Below are 17,379 nucleotides of genomic sequence, written 5' to 3' on the forward strand. Positions count from 1 at the left end.
TGTCCGTTCTTTTCGCTTTATCCGCTTTCCGTTGGTTTCAGCATGACCCCTTCCCCGCGCAGCCGTTTTTCCCTGTACCTTGACCTGATCCGCTGGAACCGGCCCGCTGGCTGGCTGGTGCTGGTGTGGCCCACGCTCAGCGCGCTGTGGCTGGCCGCGGGCGGTTTCCCCGGCTGGCATCTGCTGGCGGTGTTTGTGCTGGGCACCATCCTGATGCGCAGCGCCGGCTGCTGCATCAACGACGTGGCCGACCGCGACTTCGACCGCCACGTCAAGCGCACGGCGCAGCGGCCCATCACCTCGGGCCAGGTGTCGGTGAAAGAGGCGCTGGCCGTGGGCGCGGTGCTGTCGCTCATTTCACTGGGGCTGGTGCTCACCACCAATGGGGTGGCGGTGGCCTGGTCGGTGCCCGCGCTGCTGGTGACGATTCTTTACCCGTTCACCAAACGGTTTTTTGCCATGCCGCAGGCGGTGCTGGGCATTGCCTTCAACTTCGGCATCGTGATCGCGTTTGCCGCCGTGCAGGGCCAGGTGCCGGCCATGGCGTGGCTGCTGTGGCTGGGCAACCTGTTCTGGGTGCTGGCCTACGACACCGAATACGCCATGGTGGACCGCGACGACGACCTGAAGATCGGCATGAAGACCTCGGCCATCACGCTCGGGCGCTTCGATGTGGCGGCCATTGTGGTTTTCTATCTGTTGTTCCTGGGTTTTTGGCTCGTAGCGCTGGCACCGCTTGCGCTGGGCGCTATTTTTTACATGGCCATTGCAGCGGCGCTGGCCCAGGTGGTGTGGCACTGGTGGCTGATCCGCACGCGCACGCGCGAGGGGTGTTTTCGGGCGTTTCGCATGAACCACTGGGTGGGGTTCACGCTGTTTGCCGGCATTGCGGGCAGCTACCTGTTGCGTTGATGTGCTAACAAATCAATAGCACGTAGCGCTTATCCATCAAGCGCTACAGGCTGTTTTGATGCTTATTTGCCAAGCTCGTCGCCCAGCTCGTGCGCACGCTGGCGTGCGGCCTGCATGGCCTGCACAAATTTGTCGCCCACCGCGTCGTGCTCCATCGACTGCAGGGCCGCGTAGGTGGTGCCGCCCTTGGAGGTGACGCGCTGGCGTAGCACGGCCGGCGTTTCGTCGGAGCGGCGGGCCAGCTCTGAGGCGCCGACAAAGGTGCCCACCGCCAGCTGGTGGGCCTGCGCGGCCGTGAGGCCCATGTCGGTGCCAGCGCGGGCCATGGCTTCGAGAAAGTAGAAAACATAGGCCGGGCCCGAGCCCGACAGCGCCGTGACGGCGTCCAGTTGCTGCTCTTCATCCACCCACAGAAACTCGCCGGTGGTGGCCATGATGGCCTCGATGCTCTGGCGCTCTGGTGCGCTGACGGCCGGGCGGGCATACAGCGCGCTCATGCCCTTGCCCACCAGCGCGGGCGTGTTGGGCATGGTGCGCACGATGCGCTCGCTGCCCAGCCACTGGGCGATGCTGTCCGAGCGAATGCCGGCGGCCACGCTCAGGTGCAGGGCGCTCTGCGTGTGGCCTTTGGCCTGGGCGGCCGCGTCCTTGAAGGTCTGGGGCTTGACGGCCCAGACCACGATCTGCGCGCGCTGCAAGGCCGGGCCCGCTTCGGCCTGGGCTTCGATGCCATAGTTCTTGCGCAGCGCCTCGCGCGCCTCGGCCCAGGGCTCGACCACCTCGATCTGGCTGGCGGGGTGGCCCTGGTGGATCAGCCCGCCAATGATGGCGCTGGCCATGTTGCCGCCGCCGATGAAGGCGATGGTGGGGAGGGACGGGGATGCGGCGGTTTGGCTCATGGGCGGTGCAAGGTGGCAACAACAGGGGCCACGATGGTAGCGCTGATCAAGCCAGTGATTTTGGCCCAATGGCCCGTGCAACTGGCGCGGCCAAGGCCAGGGCTCCCGCGCAAGGGCCGCCCCGCCGCGCCGGGAGCGTTCCCCTTCCCGAATTGCGCAGCAAGTCGAGAGAAGGGGGAAGGCGCCGAAGGCGACTCAGGGGGATGTTCTTATTTCACTCTGCTGTTGTTTGCCGCACCGCGTGTTCCCACTTCGCCATCAGCTCCTGCGCGCGGGCGCTGCTGAGCGTAGGCACAAAGCGGCGCTCGGCACGCCACAGTTGCGAGAGTTCATCGATGCTGCGGTACACGCCGCTCGACAGCCCCGCCAGATAGGCCGCGCCCAGGGCGGTGGTTTCGATGACAGCGGGGCGCACCACAGGAATGCCCAGCAGGTCGGCCTGGAACTGCATCAGCAGGTCGTTGATGCAGGCGCCGCCGTCCACGCGCAGCTCGCTCACGGGCGCGCCGCCGGCGGCCACGGCATCGCGGCCCATGGCCAGCAGCAGGGCGGCACTCTGGTAGGCAATGCTCTCCAGCGCCGCGCGCGCAATGTGGCCCAGCGTGGTGCCGCGCGTGAGGCCGGTGATGGTGCCGCGGGCATCGGGCTTCCAGTAGGGCGCGCCCAGGCCGGTGAAGGCGGGCACCATCATCACGCCGCCCGAATCGGGCACGCTTTCGGCCAGGGCCTGCACCTCGCTGCTCGCATCGATGGCGTGCAGGCCGTCGCGCAGCCATTGCACCACGGCGCCGCCGACAAAGACGCTGCCTTCCATCGCAAACTCCGGCTGCGCCGTGGCTTGCGCCGCGCTGGTGGTCAGCAAGCCGTTGTGCGATGTCTGGAACGTGCCGCCCGTGTGCATGAGCATGAAGCAGCCCGTGCCATAGGTGTTCTTGGCCATGCCGGCCGTGAAGCAGGCCTGGCCGAACAGCGCGCTCTGCTGGTCGCCCGCCACGCCACCGATGCGGATGCTGTGGCCCAGCAGGTCGGCGGCGATGTCGCCAAAGTGGGCGCTGGATGGCCGCACCTCGGGCATCAGCGATTTGGGGATGCGCAGCAGCGCCAGCAGCGCGTCGTCCCACTGGTTGGTGCGCACATTGAACAGCATGGTGCGCGATGCGTTGCTCGCGTCCGTCGCATGCACCTGGCCGTGGGTGAGGTTCCATACCAACCAGCTGTCCACCGTGCCAAAGGCGAGCTCGCCGCGCTCGGCCGCGTCGCGCGCGCCGGGCACGTGGTCCAGCAGCCACTGCAGCTTGGTGGCCGAGAAGTAGGCGTCCACCAGCAGTCCGGTCTTGGCCTGGATGGCGGCGGCGTGGCCCTGGTCGCGCAGCTGGGCGCAGGCAGGCTCGGCGCGCCGGTCTTGCCACACGATGGCGTGGTGCACGGGCTGGCCGGTTCGGCGGTTCCACAGCACGGTGGTCTCGCGCTGGTTGGTGATGCCCACGGCGCGCACGGCGCTGGCGGCAATGCCGGCCTTGGCGAGCGCTTCGCGGGCCGTGGCGAGCTGGGTGCGCCAGATCTCCTGCGGGTCGTGCTCCACCCAGCCGGGCCGGGGGTAGATCTGCGGCAGCTCCAGCTGGGCTTGTGCCACGATGTGGCCGCGTTCGTCAAAAACGATGCTGCGGGAGCTGGAGGTGCCTTGGTCGAGGGCGAGCAGGTAGGTCATGGCGGTCAAGGATATCCGTGCGTGACGTCGTGAGTGAACGCAAGCAACAAGCGGTGCCCGCATCCGTCTGCCGCCCATGGACAATCGCACCCTATGACCACTGTTTCTGCACCCTTGCCCACGCGGCGCGAAGAGTTGTTGGCTCTCCTGGCGGAACCTCGCTGTTTCGATCTCGCTGTCATCGGCGGTGGGGCAACTGGGCTGGGGGTCGCGCTGGATGCAGCGGCCCGTGGGTTCAGTGTGGTGCTGGTCGATTCGCACGACTTTGCCAAGGGAACCTCATCCCGGTCAACCAAATTGGTACACGGGGGGGTGCGTTACCTGGCGCAAGGCAACATAGCCCTGGTGCGCGAGGCGCTGCATGAGCGCACCACGCTGCTCCATAACGCGCCGCATCTGGCGCAGCCATTGCCTTTTGTGATGCCGTCTTACCGCTTCTGGGAGACGCCGTTTTACGGCATCGGACTCAAGATGTACGACGCTTTGGCGGGTAAGGCCGGCCTGGGCGGTACCGAATTCATGGGACGTGCGCGCACGCTGGCATGCCTGCCCACCGCCCGCGCCGAGGGTCTCAAGGGTGGCGTCAAATACTGGGACGGACAGTTCGATGATGCCCGCCTGGCCTTGGCCTTGGCGCGGACGGCAGCCAGCCTGGGGGCCTTGATGGTTAATTACTGTCCGGCGCGTTCGCTGATCCATGAGGCTGGCAAGGTCGCAGGCTTTGTGTGTGAAGATGCCGAAAGTGGTCAGCAGTTCACCGTGCGCGCACGCGCTGTCGTGAATGCCACAGGTGTTTGGGTGGATACGCTGCGCCGGTTGGACGGCGATGCCATTGACCGCCCGGCCAAACCCATCGTGGCCCCCAGCCAGGGGGTGCACATCGTGGTGGATCGGGAGTTCCTGCCGTCGGATCATGCCCTGATGGTGCCTAAGACGGCCGATGGCCGGGTTCTTTTTGCGGTGCCGTGGTTGGGCAAGCTGATTCTGGGGACCACAGACAGCCCGCGCCAGGACATCGTGCGAGAGCCGGAGCCTTTTCGGGAAGAAGTCCGGTTCATCCTGGAAGAATCGGCGCGCTACCTCACCCGTGCGCCCAAGGTGGAAGACATCCGGAGTATCTGGGTGGGGCTGCGCCCTCTGGTGAAACCGCAGGACGACGATGGCGACAGCACCAAGAAGATCAGCCGTGAGCACACCGTGTTGGCCAGCAGCAGCGGCCTGATTACCGTGACAGGTGGGAAATGGACCACCTACCGTGCCATGGCCGAAGACGTGTTGCAAAAATGCTTCACCACGGGCCTGCTCCCGGAAAAACCGGCTGGCGTGACCAACCATCTGTCTTTGGTGGGGGCGCCCCGGGAACCCGTTCAGCATCGCATCAGTGATGCCCAGGGGCTGCACTCTTATGGCAGCGAGGCCTTGTTTGTTGGCGATTTGCCGGGGAATGGCAATGACCTGGGCGAAGGGCTGACCGAAGCCATGGTGCGCTTTGCGGCGCGGTATGAATACGCGAGAACGGTAGAGGACATGCTGGCCCGCCGTTCGCGGCTGCTGTTTCTGGATGCCCGGAAGGCCATCGCCCTGGCCCCGCAGGTGGCGGCTTTCCTGAGGGATGAGCTGGGCGCGGACCCACAGCTGGAGGCATTTCTGGCACTGGCACAACAATATTTGCACATTCCTGGCTGACAGGCGCTTGACTTGCCGAAACTCCTTTGCAATAATCGAGGGCTTCGCGTTTCAAACGTGAAGTTTCTGCCCAGCGGGAAGTGCTGCAAATGGTTTGCGGTGCGGACGACGGGCCCAAGACTGACTGGCTGAATTGCAGCCCTTGAGAAGTTCTCTGGGGCTGTTGTCTTCTGGTGCAAGTTGGGAATATTGAAATGATCCAGACAGAATCTCGGTTAGAGGTTGCCGACAATACCGGCGCCAAGTCCGTCCTTTGCATCAAGGTGCTGGGTGGCTCGAAGCGTCGCTATGCAAGCGTTGGCGACATCATCAAGGTGAGCATCAAAGAAGCTGCTCCGCGTGGTCGCGTCAAAAAAGGCGAGGTCTACAGCGCGGTGGTGGTTCGTACGGCGAAGGGTATTCGTCGTGGCGATGGCTCGCTCGTTAAATTCGATGGCAACGCTGCGGTGTTGCTGAATGCAAAGTTGGAGCCCATCGGCACCCGCATCTTTGGACCCGTGACGCGTGAACTGCGTACCGAGAAGTTCATGAAGATCGTGTCCCTGGCTCCTGAAGTTCTCTAAGGACGCGCCATGAACAAGATTCGCAAGGGCGACGAAGTCATCGTGCTGACCGGGCGCGATAAGGGCAAGCGTGGCACTGTGTCGCTGCGCAAGGATGATTCCTATCTCGTCATCGACGGCATCAACCTCGTCAAGAAGCACGCCAAGCCAAACCCCATGAAGGGTACGACGGGCGGCATCGTGGAAAAATCCATGCCCATCCATCAGTCCAACGTGGCCATCTTCAATGCTGCCACCGGCAAGGCTGATCGCGTAGGCATCAAGGTGCAGGCTGACGGTGCACGCGTTCGCGTGTTCAAGTCCAGCGGCGCTGAAATCAAGGCGGCCTAAGGGGTAAACATGGCACGACTGCAAGAAATTTACCGCGACAAAGTCGCTCCCGAGCTGATGAAGCAGTTCGGTTACACCTCGCCGATGCAGGTTCCGCGTCTGACCAAGATCACGCTCAACATGGGTGTGAGCGAGGCGGTCTCGGACAAGAAGGTGATGGACAACGCTGTAGCGGATCTGACCAAGATTGCTGGTCAGAAGCCCGTGGTGACCAAGGCCAAGAAGGCTATCGCGGGTTTCAAGATTCGCGAAGGCCAGGCCATCGGTTGCATGGTCACACTGCGTGGCGTGCAGATGTATGAGTTCCTGGATCGTTTCGTGACCGTGGCTCTGCCCCGCGTCCGTGACTTCCGTGGTATCTCCGGTCGCGCTTTTGACGGCCGTGGCAACTACAACATCGGCGTCAAGGAGCAGATCATTTTCCCTGAAATTGAATACGACAAGGTGGATGCCTTGCGCGGTCTCAATATCAGCATCACCACGACGGCCAAGTCCGACGAAGAAGCCAAGGCTCTCCTCGCTGGTTTCCGTTTCCCGTTCAAGAACTGAGGCGAAGCATGGCTAAAGTAGCTTTGATCCAGCGCGAACTGAAGCGCGAAAAATTGGCAGCCAAGTACGCAACCAAGTATGCGGAACTGAAGGCGATTGCTGGCGATGCCAAGCGCAGCGATGAAGAGCGTGATGCAGCCCGTCTGGGTCTGCAAAAGCTCCCGCGCAATGCAAATCCTACGCGCCAGCGCAACCGTTGCGAAATCACCGGTCGCCCACGCGGAACATTCCGTCAATTCGGTCTGGCCCGCGCCAAGATTCGCGAACTGGCTTTTGCAGGCGACATCCCCGGTGTCACCAAGGCCAGCTGGTAAGCAGGCAGGAGAGATACAACATGAGCATGAGTGATCCTATCGCTGACTTGCTGACCCGCATTCGTAACGCACAAATGGTCGCCAAGGCCACGGTGCTGGTGCCTTCTTCCAAAGTGAAGATTGCCATCGCCCAGGTGTTGAAGGACGAGGGTTATATCGACGGCTTCCAGGTGAAAACCGAAGCTGGCAAGTCCGAACTTGAAATCGCCCTGAAGTACTACGCAGGCCGTCCCGTGATTGAGCGCATCGAGCGCGTCAGCCGCCCCGGACTGCGTGTCTACAAAGGCCGTGATTCCATTCCACAAGTCATGAACGGTCTGGGTGTGGCAATCGTCACGACCCCCAAGGGCGTGATGACTGATCGCAAGGCGCGCGCTACCGGTGTCGGTGGCGAAGTGCTCTGCTACGTGGCCTAACCCGCGGCATTGAGGAGAAACTGAAATGTCCCGAGTAGGAAAAATGCCCGTGACCATCCCCGCAGGCGTGGATGTGTCCGTGAAAGATGACCAGATCTCTGTCAAGGGCTCTGGTGGTGCGCTCTCGCTTGCACAAAATGTGCTGGTGAAGGTGTCCAGCAATGATGGCAAGCTCAGCTTTGAGCCTGCCAACGAATCCCGCGAAGCCAATGCCATGAGCGGCACGATTCGCCAGTTGGTCAACAACATGGTGATCGGCGTCAGCAAGGGCTTCGAAAAGAAGCTGAGCCTGGTTGGCGTGGGCTACAAGGCCGCTGCCACGGGTTCCAAGCTGAACCTGACGGTCGGCTATTCGCACCCGGTCAATTTCGACATGCCTGCTGGCATCACGGTTGCCACCCCCACGCCCACGGAAGTGGTTGTGAAGGGTGCAGACCGCCAGCGCGTGGGTCAGATCGCTGCCGAGATTCGTGCTGTTCGTCCACCTGAGCCCTACAAGGGCAAGGGTATCCGTTATGCGGACGAAAAGATCACGATCAAAGAGACCAAGAAGAAATAAGGAGCTGCAACATGTTGACAAAGAAAGAGCAGCGTCTTCGTCGTTCGCGTCAGACGCGCATCCGCATTGCACAGCAAGGCGTGGCACGTTTGACCGTGAATCGTACGAACCTCCATATCTACGCCACTGTGATCTCCGGCGACGGCAGCAAGGTGCTGGCCAGCGCATCGACGGCAGAAGCCGACGTGCGCCAGGCGCTCGGCGGTTCGGGCAAGGGTGGCAATGCCGCTGCAGCCCAGGCCATTGGCAAGCGCATTGCTGAAAAAGCAAAGGCTGCTGGTGTCGAGAAGGTTGCATTTGATCGTGCAGGTTTTGCTTACCACGGTCGCGTCAAGGCTTTGGCCGATGCAGCCCGTGAAGCAGGTCTGCAGTTCTAAGCGGAACGGAATTAAAAATGGCTAAATTTCAACCCAAGGTGCAGAGCGAAGGCCAGGACGACGGTCTGCGCGAAAAAATGATCGCGGTGAACCGCGTGACCAAAGTCGTGAAGGGTGGCCGTATCCTCGGTTTCGCTGCACTGACGGTGGTTGGCGACGGCGATGGCCGCGTGGGCATGGGCAAGGGCAAATCCAAGGAAGTGCCCGCTGCTGTGCAAAAGGCGATGGAAGAATGCCGTCGCAACCTGGTGAAGGTTGCGCTCAAGAGCGGCACCATTCACCACTCGGTGAAGGGTCATCACGGTGCAGCATCGGTGGAACTTCACCCAGCCCCCAAGGGTACCGGCATCATCGCTGGCGGCCCCATGCGCGCTGTTTTTGAAGTGGTGGGCATCACCGACATCGTGGCCAAGAGCCATGGTTCGTCGAACCCGTACAACATGGTCCGTGCAACGTTTGACGCGCTCGTCAATTCGACCACCCCGTCGAATGTGGCAGCCAAGCGCGGCAAGACAGTCGAAGACATCTTCGCCTGAACCGGAGCTTGAATATGACAACGCAACAAACCGTCAAGATTCAACTGGTGCGCAGCCCGATTGGCACCAAGGAATCGCACCGCGCCACTGTCCGTGGCCTGGGCCTGCGCAAGCTGAACAGTGTCAGCGAACTGCAGGACTCGCCTGAAGTGCGCGGCATGATTAACAAGATCAGCTATCTGGTCAAAGTCCTCTGAGAGATCGATCATGGAACTCAATAGCATCAAGCCCGCAGACGGCGCCAAGCATGCCAAGCGCCGCGTAGGCCGTGGTATCGGCTCCGGTCTGGGTAAGACCGCTGGCCGTGGTCACAAAGGTCAGAAGTCGCGTTCGGGTGGTTACCACAAGGTGGGTTTCGAAGGCGGTCAAATGCCTTTGCAACGCCGTCTGCCCAAGCGCGGTTTCAAGTCGCATCTGCTCAAGTTCAATGCGGAAGTGACGCTGACTGCTCTGGACCAACTCGGCCTGGCCGAAGTGGACATCCTGGCGCTCAAGCAGGCTGGCCTGGTGGGTGAGCTGGCCAAGGTGGTCAAGGTCATCAAGAGTGGCTCGCTCACCAAGGCTGTCAAGCTGAATGGAGTGGGCGCTACGGCTGGTGCCAAGGCAGCTATCGAAGCTGCTGGCGGCAGCGTCGCCTGAGTGTGGCTCTGAAGGAAGATATCTGTGGCTACTAGCGCGGCTCAAATTGCAAAGACCGGTAAGTTCGGCGACCTGCGTCGTCGTCTGGTTTTTCTGTTGCTTGCGCTGGTCGTGTACCGCATCGGGGCTCATATCCCTGTGCCAGGCATCGATCCAGCCCAACTCCAGCAGCTGTTCAGTGGCCAGCAAGGCGGGATCCTGAACCTGTTCAACATGTTCTCGGGTGGAGCGCTTTCGCGTTTCACGGTTTTCGCTCTGGGGATCATGCCGTACATCTCGGCGTCGATCATCATGCAGCTGATGACCTATGTGGTTCCCACATTCGAGCAGTTGAAGAAGGAAGGCGAAGCCGGTCGCAGAAAGATCACGCAGTACACCCGCTACGGCACGCTGGGCCTGGCCCTGTTCCAGTCGCTGGGTATCGCGGTCGCGCTGGAAAGCTCGGCGGGTCTGGTGCTGAGCCCTGGTTTTGGTTTCCGTATGACAGCGGTGGTCAGTCTGACGGCTGGCACGATGTTCCTGATGTGGCTGGGTGAGCAGATCACCGAGCGCGGCCTGGGGAACGGGATTTCGATCCTGATCTTCGCTGGCATCGCTGCTGGATTGCCGAGTTCCATCGGCGGTCTTCTGGAACTGGTTCGTACGGGTGCCATGAGCATTCTGGCTGCCATCTTCATCGTCATCGTGGTGGGTCTGGTGACTTACTTCGTGGTGTTTGTAGAGCGTGGCCAGCGCAAGATTCTGGTGAATTACGCTCGTCGGCAGGTGGGTAACAAGGTCTACGGCGGTCAGTCGTCGCACTTGCCCCTGAAGCTGAACATGGCTGGCGTGATTCCTCCGATCTTCGCATCGTCGATCATTTTGCTGCCGGCAACGGTGGTGAACTGGTTCAGTGCGGGTGAGTCGATGCGCTGGTTGCGGGACATATCGGGTGCGTTGACGCCTGGTCAGCCCATCTATGTGATGTTTTATGCCACTGCGATCGTCTTCTTCTGCTTTTTTTACACGGCCCTGGTTTTCAACAGCCGCGAAACTGCAGACAACCTGAAGAAGAGCGGTGCGTTCATTCCGGGCATTCGCCCAGGTGAGCAAACGGCACGTTACATCGACAAGATCTTGCTTCGCCTGACCTTGGCAGGCGCTGTGTACATCACCTTCGTGTGTTTGCTGCCAGAGTTCCTGATCTTGAAGTACAACGTTCCGTTTTACTTCGGTGGTACTTCGCTGCTGATCATTGTGGTGGTGACCATGGACTTCATGGCCCAGGTTCAGAACTACATGATGTCGCAACAGTATGAATCGCTGCTCAAGAAAGCCAATTTCAAAGGCAACGCGGGCAGTTGATGAACAGGAAACGGCGGTGGTCGCATGGCGACCTTACCTGTAGAGAGTTGGATATCGGTTAAGTTGGCGCCCCACGAATTTTCGCGGGCACAAAATGTGTTCCGTGCAAAACAGCCGGGACGGATGGAAAAGTTTTAGGAGAATGCAATGAGAGTTTCGGCTTCGGTCAAAAAAATCTGCCGCAACTGCAAGATCATCCGCCGCAAGGGTGTGGTGCGCGTGATCTGCACGGATCTGCGTCACAAGCAGCGCCAAGGTTGATTGGAAAGTATTAGAGGACGCATATGGCACGTATCGCTGGCATTAACATTCCGCCGCACAAGCACGCGGAAATCGGTCTGACCGCTATTTTTGGCATTGGTCGCACCCGCGCTCGCAAGATTTGCGAAGCAACTGGTATCGCTTACAGCAAGAAGATCAAAGATCTTTCTGATAGCGATCTGGAAAAAATTCGCGAACAAATCGAGCAGTTCACCATTGAAGGTGACCTGCGCCGCGAAACCACGATGAACATCAAGCGCTTGATGGACATCGGCTGCTATCGTGGCTTCCGCCATCGCCGCGGTCTGCCAATGCGTGGTCAGCGCACCCGTACCAATGCACGCACTCGCAAGGGTCCGCGCAAGGGTGCAGCTGCACTGAAGAAATAAAGAGATTGAAAGATCATCATGGCTAAGTCCCCTGCCAATAACGCAGCTCAGCGCGTTCGCAAGAAGGTCCGCAAGAACGTTTCGGACGGCATTGCACACGTGCACGCCTCGTTCAACAACACCATCATCACGATCACCGATCGCCAGGGCAACGCCCTGTCGTGGGCTTCGTCCGGTGGCCAAGGTTTCAAGGGCTCGCGCAAGTCCACCCCGTTCGCTGCCCAGGTGGCATCGGAAGTGGCCGGCCGCGCTGCCATCGATCAGGGTATCAAGAACCTTGACGTTGAAATCAAGGGCCCCGGCCCTGGCCGTGAATCGTCGGTGCGCGCTTTGGGCGCACTGGGCATTCGTATCACCTCGATCTCCGATGTGACCCCGGTGCCCCACAACGGTTGCCGCCCTCAAAAGCGTCGTCGTATCTAATCTCTCTAAGCCCACCGCCGCCTGAGAACGCGCAAGCACCTCAGGCGGCTCCCGCAATGGTTTGCGGTAGATGACACAAAGGAAGCTCAAGTGGCACGTTACCTCGGCCCCAAGGCCAAACTCTCCCGCCGTGAAGGCACCGACCTGTTCCTGAAGAGCGCTCGTCGCTCGATCGCTGACAAGTCCAAGTTCGACTCCAAGCCTGGTCAGCACGGCCGTACCTCTGGTGCGCGTACCTCTGACTACGGTCTGCAACTGCGTGAAAAGCAGAAGGTCAAGCGCATGTATGGCGTGCTGGAAAAGCAGTTCCGCCGCTACTTCGAAGCCGCTGACAGCAAGAAGGGCAATACCGGCGCCAACCTGCTGTTCCTGCTGGAATCCCGTCTCGACAACGTCGTGTATCGCATGGGTTTCGGCTCGACCCGCGCTGAAGCGCGCCAGTTGGTGTCCCACAAGGCGATCACGGTGAACGGCAAGTCCGTCAACATCGCTTCGTACCTCGTGAAGACGGGTGACGTGGTGGCTGTGCGTGAAAAGTCCAAGAAGCAAAACCGCATTGTCGAAGCCCTTCAACTGGCTGCCCAGGTTGGCATGCCTGCATGGGTGGATGTCAATGCCGAAAAGGCTGAAGGTATCTTCAAGAAGGTGCCTGACCGTGATGAGTTTGGTGCCGACATCAACGAATCGCTGATCGTTGAGTTGTACTCGCGCTAATCGCTCGGTACGTATTTAGAGAAAACCGTCCCTGAACCGCGAGGCATCGCGGTTTAGGCGCTTCACCAGCCTTACCGGTGTAACGAGCTGGGGGTATTGAGAGGAAGTTGCATGCAAACCAATTTGCTGAAACCCAAGGCGATTAATGTCGAACAGCTTGGTCACAATCGTGCCAAGGTGGCGCTTGAGCCGTTCGAACGTGGCTACGGTCACACATTGGGCAACGCCATTCGGCGTGTCCTGCTTTCGTCCATGGTGGGTTACGCAGCGACGGAAGTCACCATTGCAGGTGTTCTGCACGAGTATTCGTCCATTGATGGCGTGCAAGAGGACGTGGTCAACATCCTTTTGAATCTCAAGGGTGTCGTGTTCAAGCTGCACAACCGGGATGAGGTGACGTTGAGTCTGCGCAAGGATGGCGAAGGTGTTGTCACCGCACGTGACATCCAGACGCCCCATGACGTGGAAATCGTCAACCCTGATCATGTGATTGCCAATTTGTCCGCAGGTGGCAAGCTGGACATGCAGATCAAGGTAGAAAAAGGCCGTGGCTATGTTCCTGGCAACCAGCGTCGCTATGCGGACGAATCGACCAAGTCCATTGGCCGAATTGTTCTGGATGCATCGTTCTCTCCTGTGAAGCGCGTCAGCTACACCGTGGAAAGCGCCCGCGTCGAACAGCGTACCGATCTGGACAAGCTGGTCGTAGAGATCGAAACCAACGGTGCCATCACGGCAGAAGACGCCGTGCGCGCATCGGCCAAGATCTTGGTGGAACAGTTGGCCGTGTTTGCACAGCTGGAAGGTGGCGAGCTGGCCGCGTTTGACGCACCAGCAGGCCCGCGCGGCAACGCGACATTCGATCCTATCCTGCTGCGTCCTGTGGACGAGCTGGAGCTGACCGTTCGCTCCGCCAACTGCCTGAAGGCCGAGAACATCTACTACATCGGCGATCTGATCCAACGCACCGAAAACGAGTTGCTCAAGACCCCCAACCTGGGTCGCAAGTCGCTCAATGAGATCAAGGAAGTGCTCGCATCGCGTGGTCTCACGCTGGGCATGAAGCTCGAAAACTGGCCACCAGCCGGTTTGGACAAGCGTTAAGTTATAATCTTCGGTTCCCTTCAAGGGGAGCAGTGCCTCGGGCAGTACCTGATACGGCTGCCTGATTTAATCTAAGTAAAAGGAAAGCACCATGCGCCACGGACACGGCCTTCGCAAACTCAATCGCACCAGCTCGCACCGCCTTGCGATGCTTCAGAACATGATGAATTCGCTCATCGAGCATGAAGCCATCAAGACCACGGTTCCCAAGGCCAAGGAGTTGCGCCGCGTGATCGAACCCATGATCACCCTGGCCAAGGAAGACTCGGTTGCAAACCGCCGTCTGGCATTCAACCGCCTGCGTGACCGCGACAGCGTGACGAAGCTGTTCAACGATCTGGGCCCCCGCTTCAAGGTGCGTCCTGGTGGCTACACCCGTATCCTGAAGATGGGTTTCCGCGTGGGTGACAACGCCCCCATGGCCTTGGTCGAGTTGGTCGATCGTTCTGCAGAAGCCGAAAATAATTCGGCAGCTGCCGAATAAATAGGGTATAATTCATCTCTTACCGCGCGATGGAGCAGTCTGGTAGCTCGTTGGGCTCATAACCCAAAGGTCGGAGGTTCAAATCCTTCTCGCGCAACCAATAAAATCAAGCACTTAGCTTGTCTTCAAGGCTCACTTCGGTGGGCCTTTTTGTTTTGGCCCAAATTTGGCCCATTCCTGGCCCACCCTTGGCCCAAGAAATTTGCTGATCTTCGTTTCTGACCATTGGGTATTGGCCAGCATGGATTTCACATAGTCACCTGCTCCCGGTTTGCAGCAGACGTCCCTGGAGCTGCAGGGACGGCGACTTCCCCCACCACCGGCATGTCCTCCCAGCACGTCGTGTAAGCCGGTGACCTGCGCTCCTGCCGCATGGCCCAACTGGCACGCTCTCCCTTTGCCTGCACTCCGGCGCTCGCCAGGTTCACCGTGCCGCGCCCATAGCGTTGGTTGAGTTCATCGAGCACCCCCATCAGCCGCTCCCGGGTGCTGTCCTCTGTCTCCTGTGGTTCCAGGTCGAGTTCCCGCTGTCGCAGCTTTGCGCTGTGCAAGTCCAGCAGCATCACGCCCGCCTTGATGAACAGGTAGCCCGGCCGGTAGATCCGGCGCAGGCCGGTCAATGCAGCATGAACGATGGAGACGGTGTCGCTGGTGGCGCTTCGCAGCGGCACGGTGATGGACCGCGCGTACTGCGGACCTTTGCGGTAAGGGCTGGTGTGAATGAACACCAGCACATGGGCCGTGTGGCTGGCCTGCCTGCGCAGCTTCTGCGCGGCCATGCTGGCAAACGTGCTGATGGCCTGCTCCAGGGCGGGGAGCTCACTCACGGGTTGCCCAAACGAGCGGGTACAGGCGATCTCCTTCTTGGGTGGTGGTTGGTCGTCCAGTCCGATGCAGGGCATGCCTTGCAATTCGCGCACCGTGCGCTCCAGCACCACCGACCAGCGCCTGCGCACCGTGGCTGGATCGAGCCGAGCCAGGTCCAGCGCGGTCTCTATGCCCGCTTCCTTGAGCTGGGCTGCGATCTTGCGCCCCACGCCCCAAACTTCACCCACTTCGGTCGCTTCCAGCACCGCATCCAATTCTTCACTGGGCAACTGCACAAGGTTGCATACCTGGGCAAGCTTCGAGGGGTAGAAACCAGGTTTGCGTTCAGCCGTCTTGGCCACATAGTTGGCCAGCTTGGCGAGGGTCTTGGTCGGCGCAATACCTATCCCGCAGGGTATGCCCACCCACTGCAGCACACGCGCACGGATGGCATGGGCTCGTTCGGTCATGTCGCCCCGGATGCCACTGAGGTCCACGAAGCTCTCATCAATCGAATACACCTCATGCCGATGGCCCAGCGCAGCAACCAGGCTAGGGTCTGTTGAGAATCATTCTGAGATGTGTGAATGGATGTGTTGCAATAGGCGCATGAGCATTCGATGGGTACTGACAGACGCACAATGGGCCAAGATGGAGCCGCACTGCCTTGGCAAGCCAAGTGATCCTGGACGCAGCGGCACAGACAACCGCCGCTTCTTTGAGGCAGTGCTGTGGATTGCCCGCACAGGCAGCCCCTGGCGAGACCTGCCGCCAGAGTTCGGCAAGTGGAACACGGTGTTCAAACGCTTTAGAGACTGGGTTAAGGCCGATGTGTTCCAACGTCTGTTCGATGCAGTGAGCGAGCAGCCGGACATGGAATATGCGATGGTGGATGCCACGATTGTGAAAGTGCATCGGCACGGCCAGGGGGCAAAAGGGGGACTTCGGGCCAGGCCATAGGCCACTCGAGGGGCGGCATGACCACGAAGATACTGGCGCTGACAGATGCATTGGGCAATCTGGTGAAGTTCGTCTTGATGCCAGGGCAGCGCCACGACACCAAAGGGGTCAGAGAGCTGATTGCCGATGTGCGCTTTGATGCCTTGCTTGCCGACAAGGCCTTCGATGTGAATTGGCTGATCCAGGAGTTGGGTAAGCGCGGGGCGCAGGTGGTGATCTCACAGATGCCCCGCAGGAGAGCGCCACTGGAGATTGACCTGGAGGTCTACAAATGGCGCCACTTGATCGAGAACTTCTTTTGCAAGCTCAAGGAGCTCAAACGTATCGCAATGCGCAGCGACAAGACGGATAGCAGCTTCGCAGCGATGATCCATCTCGCAGCTGGGGTTATCAACTCCCGCTGATTCTCAACACGTCCTAGAGTGAATCTCCATCAAAAGATTGTTATGTGTAATGTTTTTTCATAACAATTGTTCGATCCGGTTGCCAGCCCAACAGTCGACGCGGACTGTTGCCAACATGGGTTGATCATTGGCAGCAATAACGTGATCAGACTTAAAAGTCGACACGTGATTTGTCCGACACGCCTGAGTCGCGGACAAGCCAGTCAATCAAACGCCTGCACGCCAAGAATAGTTGTCAGACGATCAGGCAACTCGGTCAACGTCGGAGCCTCTCCCCCAAATCCGATTGCAAGCTGCTCGCATAGGATCTTGAGCGTAATCGCCGCCGTCAATCGCAACAATGAACATCCCGCGGCGAGGGTTCATTGCGATGATTTTTCCGTCTTTCATGCTGAGCTCTTTGATGATTGAGATTGTTGCAACAGATTCCCGGGGGCGATTGGAAGGGCAAGGCCGGTCCTACTCCTTCGCAACGACTGTGTCGTAAAGGCCGTAGCTCCTGAGGCCAATATGGCTTTCGATACCTGTGTAGTGAAGTGACGCGTCTTCGTACCTGCGGAATGCGAACACCGCTTGGTTCATCTGTTCAGTGTTGAAAACTTTCAGGCTCACCAGCAGGTGAAAGTCCTTCACGGTCAGCCCGGTCACCGTCAAAAAGAGACCTGGCTCCAACTTGGTAATGACGTCCTTCAGGGTGTTCTCGCGAAAGTCGGTCAGGTACATGAAGGCCGGTATTCGCGTCGCGAACTTGATCAGCTTCTCCTGGTGCAGAGGCGACTGGTTTCGAACCAATTCTCTCAACACCTGGGTACTGCTGAGGGCCAGTGAGTACCGTTTCGGGTGATTGTCCACTTTTCCATAGCCCCGCGCACGCGGACTTGGCTTCTTCCCCGAACAGCGCGTGAATGTGTCACTCCACCCCGCAGGACTGACCGCATGCCCAAAAACCTCCCACCCCAACACGAATTCACACGATCGTATGAGCGATTGTCCCATGGCTG

General features: G+C 59.8%; 22 protein-coding genes, 1 tRNA gene and 2 pseudogenes. 21 read left to right on the forward strand and 4 right to left on the reverse strand.

The window, feature by feature from the left end:
* Nucleotides 1-42 precede the first annotated feature (42 nt).
* The gene (gene ubiA, locus J8G26_RS14210) at nt 43-912 is read left to right on the forward strand and encodes a 4-hydroxybenzoate octaprenyltransferase (RefSeq protein WP_210569700.1); all 870 of its coding nucleotides are present in this window, start codon (nt 43-45) and stop codon (nt 910-912) included.
* Nucleotides 913-974: 62 nt separating this feature from the next.
* On the opposite strand, the gene proC is transcribed toward ubiA, so the two are convergent.
* Entirely contained in the window at nt 975-1,811 is an 837-nt protein-coding gene (gene proC / locus J8G26_RS14215) for a pyrroline-5-carboxylate reductase (protein WP_210569702.1), read from the reverse strand.
* Nucleotides 1,812-2,025: 214 nt separating this feature from the next.
* Nucleotides 2,026-3,519: a glycerol kinase GlpK gene (gene glpK / locus J8G26_RS14220; protein ID WP_210569704.1), complete on the reverse strand. Its 1,494-nt coding sequence runs from the start codon at nt 3,517-3,519 to the stop codon at nt 2,026-2,028.
* Between the two features lie 93 nt (nt 3,520-3,612).
* On the opposite strand from glpK, the gene J8G26_RS14225 reads away from it, so the two are divergent.
* From J8G26_RS14225 to J8G26_RS14315, 19 genes are all read left to right on the forward strand, one after another.
* Nucleotides 3,613-5,205 carry a glycerol-3-phosphate dehydrogenase/oxidase gene (locus J8G26_RS14225; protein WP_087743367.1) on the forward strand — a complete coding sequence of 531 codons (1,593 nt, stop codon included), beginning with the start codon at nt 3,613-3,615 and terminating at the stop codon, nt 5,203-5,205.
* Between the two features lie 194 nt (nt 5,206-5,399).
* A complete protein-coding gene (gene rplN, locus J8G26_RS14230; protein ID WP_007861702.1) occupies nt 5,400-5,768 on the forward strand; it encodes a 50S ribosomal protein L14 in 369 nt (122 codons plus the stop codon).
* 9 nt (nt 5,769-5,777) lie between these two features.
* Nucleotides 5,778-6,098, forward strand: a complete 321-nt coding sequence (rplX, locus tag J8G26_RS14235) for a 50S ribosomal protein L24 (RefSeq protein WP_086913550.1) — start codon at nt 5,778-5,780, stop codon at nt 6,096-6,098.
* 9 nt (nt 6,099-6,107) lie between these two features.
* Nucleotides 6,108-6,647: a 50S ribosomal protein L5 gene (gene rplE / locus J8G26_RS14240; protein ID WP_024813854.1), complete on the forward strand. Its 540-nt coding sequence runs from the start codon at nt 6,108-6,110 to the stop codon at nt 6,645-6,647.
* Nucleotides 6,648-6,655: 8 nt separating this feature from the next.
* Nucleotides 6,656-6,961 carry a 30S ribosomal protein S14 gene (gene rpsN / locus J8G26_RS14245; protein ID WP_007861712.1) on the forward strand — a complete coding sequence of 102 codons (306 nt, stop codon included), beginning with the start codon at nt 6,656-6,658 and terminating at the stop codon, nt 6,959-6,961.
* 20 nt (nt 6,962-6,981) lie between these two features.
* On the forward strand, nt 6,982-7,377 hold the full coding sequence (rpsH, locus tag J8G26_RS14250; RefSeq protein WP_008906523.1) for a 30S ribosomal protein S8: 396 nt from the start codon (nt 6,982-6,984) through the stop codon (nt 7,375-7,377).
* A gap of 25 nt (nt 7,378-7,402) precedes the next feature.
* Nucleotides 7,403-7,936 (forward strand): 50S ribosomal protein L6, encoded by a 534-nt coding sequence (rplF, locus tag J8G26_RS14255; RefSeq protein WP_086913548.1) that lies wholly within the window; start codon nt 7,403-7,405, stop codon nt 7,934-7,936.
* An 11-nt stretch (nt 7,937-7,947) separates the two neighbouring features.
* Nucleotides 7,948-8,313 (forward strand): 50S ribosomal protein L18, encoded by a 366-nt coding sequence (gene rplR / locus J8G26_RS14260; RefSeq protein WP_087743369.1) that lies wholly within the window; start codon nt 7,948-7,950, stop codon nt 8,311-8,313.
* 17 nt (nt 8,314-8,330) lie between these two features.
* Complete coding sequence (gene rpsE, locus J8G26_RS14265; protein WP_035240898.1) at nt 8,331-8,849, forward strand: 30S ribosomal protein S5; 519 nt, start codon at nt 8,331-8,333, stop codon at nt 8,847-8,849.
* Nucleotides 8,850-8,863: 14 nt separating this feature from the next.
* Nucleotides 8,864-9,046 carry a 50S ribosomal protein L30 gene (gene rpmD, locus J8G26_RS14270; RefSeq protein WP_007861725.1) on the forward strand — a complete coding sequence of 61 codons (183 nt, stop codon included), beginning with the start codon at nt 8,864-8,866 and terminating at the stop codon, nt 9,044-9,046.
* A 10-nt stretch (nt 9,047-9,056) separates the two neighbouring features.
* On the forward strand, nt 9,057-9,488 hold the full coding sequence (gene rplO, locus J8G26_RS14275) for a 50S ribosomal protein L15 (protein WP_087743371.1): 432 nt from the start codon (nt 9,057-9,059) through the stop codon (nt 9,486-9,488).
* A gap of 24 nt (nt 9,489-9,512) precedes the next feature.
* Entirely contained in the window at nt 9,513-10,832 is a 1,320-nt protein-coding gene (gene secY / locus J8G26_RS14280; protein ID WP_210569706.1) for a preprotein translocase subunit SecY, read from the forward strand.
* A gap of 147 nt (nt 10,833-10,979) precedes the next feature.
* On the forward strand, nt 10,980-11,093 hold the full coding sequence (gene rpmJ, locus J8G26_RS14285) for a 50S ribosomal protein L36 (protein ID WP_005793651.1): 114 nt from the start codon (nt 10,980-10,982) through the stop codon (nt 11,091-11,093).
* 23 nt (nt 11,094-11,116) lie between these two features.
* Nucleotides 11,117-11,482 carry a 30S ribosomal protein S13 gene (gene rpsM / locus J8G26_RS14290; protein ID WP_005793659.1) on the forward strand — a complete coding sequence of 122 codons (366 nt, stop codon included), beginning with the start codon at nt 11,117-11,119 and terminating at the stop codon, nt 11,480-11,482.
* Between the two features lie 18 nt (nt 11,483-11,500).
* Entirely contained in the window at nt 11,501-11,905 is a 405-nt protein-coding gene (gene rpsK / locus J8G26_RS14295; protein ID WP_005793662.1) for a 30S ribosomal protein S11, read from the forward strand.
* A gap of 90 nt (nt 11,906-11,995) precedes the next feature.
* Complete coding sequence (rpsD, locus tag J8G26_RS14300; RefSeq protein WP_087743375.1) at nt 11,996-12,619, forward strand: 30S ribosomal protein S4; 624 nt, start codon at nt 11,996-11,998, stop codon at nt 12,617-12,619.
* Nucleotides 12,620-12,730: 111 nt separating this feature from the next.
* Complete coding sequence (gene rpoA, locus J8G26_RS14305; protein ID WP_087743377.1) at nt 12,731-13,723, forward strand: DNA-directed RNA polymerase subunit alpha; 993 nt, start codon at nt 12,731-12,733, stop codon at nt 13,721-13,723.
* 91 nt (nt 13,724-13,814) lie between these two features.
* Complete coding sequence (rplQ, locus tag J8G26_RS14310) at nt 13,815-14,207, forward strand: 50S ribosomal protein L17 (RefSeq protein WP_210569708.1); 393 nt, start codon at nt 13,815-13,817, stop codon at nt 14,205-14,207.
* A 23-nt stretch (nt 14,208-14,230) separates the two neighbouring features.
* A tRNA-Met gene (locus tag J8G26_RS14315) sits at nt 14,231-14,307 on the forward strand.
* A 148-nt stretch (nt 14,308-14,455) separates the two neighbouring features.
* Here J8G26_RS14315 and J8G26_RS14320 read toward each other — a convergent pair.
* Nucleotides 14,456-15,535 (reverse strand): Y-family DNA polymerase, encoded by a 1,080-nt coding sequence (locus tag J8G26_RS14320; RefSeq protein ID WP_338071807.1) that lies wholly within the window; start codon nt 15,533-15,535, stop codon nt 14,456-14,458.
* A 130-nt stretch (nt 15,536-15,665) separates the two neighbouring features.
* Between J8G26_RS14320 and J8G26_RS14325 the strand changes: the two are divergent.
* Nucleotides 15,666-16,378: pseudogene (locus tag J8G26_RS14325) on the forward strand (IS5 family transposase).
* A gap of 459 nt (nt 16,379-16,837) precedes the next feature.
* On the opposite strand, the pseudogene J8G26_RS19410 reads toward J8G26_RS14325, so the two are convergent.
* Nucleotides 16,838-17,379 (reverse strand): annotated as a pseudogene (locus J8G26_RS19410) (hypothetical protein); the annotation flags it as partial.

Origin of the sequence: Acidovorax sp. JG5, from assembly GCF_017939685.1 — a bacterium.
Classification (GTDB): Bacteria; Pseudomonadota; Gammaproteobacteria; order Burkholderiales; family Burkholderiaceae_C; genus Acidovorax.

What these genes read in the sequence shown, in the direction of transcription:
- ubiA (WP_210569700.1), top strand. Translation starts at nt 43, where the DNA reads ATGACCCCTTCCCCGCGCAGCCGTTTTTCCCTGTACCTTGACCTGATC.
- proC (WP_210569702.1), bottom strand. Translation starts at nt 1,811, where the DNA reads ATGAGCCAAACCGCCGCATCCCCGTCCCTCCCCACCATCGCCTTCATC.
- glpK (WP_210569704.1), bottom strand. Translation starts at nt 3,519, where the DNA reads ATGACCTACCTGCTCGCCCTCGACCAAGGCACCTCCAGCTCCCGCAGC.
- J8G26_RS14225 (WP_087743367.1), top strand. Translation starts at nt 3,613, where the DNA reads ATGACCACTGTTTCTGCACCCTTGCCCACGCGGCGCGAAGAGTTGTTG.
- rplN (WP_007861702.1), top strand. Translation starts at nt 5,400, where the DNA reads ATGATCCAGACAGAATCTCGGTTAGAGGTTGCCGACAATACCGGCGCC.
- rplX (WP_086913550.1), top strand. Translation starts at nt 5,778, where the DNA reads ATGAACAAGATTCGCAAGGGCGACGAAGTCATCGTGCTGACCGGGCGC.
- rplE (WP_024813854.1), top strand. Translation starts at nt 6,108, where the DNA reads ATGGCACGACTGCAAGAAATTTACCGCGACAAAGTCGCTCCCGAGCTG.
- rpsN (WP_007861712.1), top strand. Translation starts at nt 6,656, where the DNA reads ATGGCTAAAGTAGCTTTGATCCAGCGCGAACTGAAGCGCGAAAAATTG.
- rpsH (WP_008906523.1), top strand. Translation starts at nt 6,982, where the DNA reads ATGAGCATGAGTGATCCTATCGCTGACTTGCTGACCCGCATTCGTAAC.
- rplF (WP_086913548.1), top strand. Translation starts at nt 7,403, where the DNA reads ATGTCCCGAGTAGGAAAAATGCCCGTGACCATCCCCGCAGGCGTGGAT.
- rplR (WP_087743369.1), top strand. Translation starts at nt 7,948, where the DNA reads ATGTTGACAAAGAAAGAGCAGCGTCTTCGTCGTTCGCGTCAGACGCGC.
- rpsE (WP_035240898.1), top strand. Translation starts at nt 8,331, where the DNA reads ATGGCTAAATTTCAACCCAAGGTGCAGAGCGAAGGCCAGGACGACGGT.
- rpmD (WP_007861725.1), top strand. Translation starts at nt 8,864, where the DNA reads ATGACAACGCAACAAACCGTCAAGATTCAACTGGTGCGCAGCCCGATT.
- rplO (WP_087743371.1), top strand. Translation starts at nt 9,057, where the DNA reads ATGGAACTCAATAGCATCAAGCCCGCAGACGGCGCCAAGCATGCCAAG.
- rpmJ (WP_005793651.1), top strand. Translation starts at nt 10,980, where the DNA reads ATGAGAGTTTCGGCTTCGGTCAAAAAAATCTGCCGCAACTGCAAGATC.
- rpsM (WP_005793659.1), top strand. Translation starts at nt 11,117, where the DNA reads ATGGCACGTATCGCTGGCATTAACATTCCGCCGCACAAGCACGCGGAA.
- rpsK (WP_005793662.1), top strand. Translation starts at nt 11,501, where the DNA reads ATGGCTAAGTCCCCTGCCAATAACGCAGCTCAGCGCGTTCGCAAGAAG.
- rpoA (WP_087743377.1), top strand. Translation starts at nt 12,731, where the DNA reads ATGCAAACCAATTTGCTGAAACCCAAGGCGATTAATGTCGAACAGCTT.
- rplQ (WP_210569708.1), top strand. Translation starts at nt 13,815, where the DNA reads ATGCGCCACGGACACGGCCTTCGCAAACTCAATCGCACCAGCTCGCAC.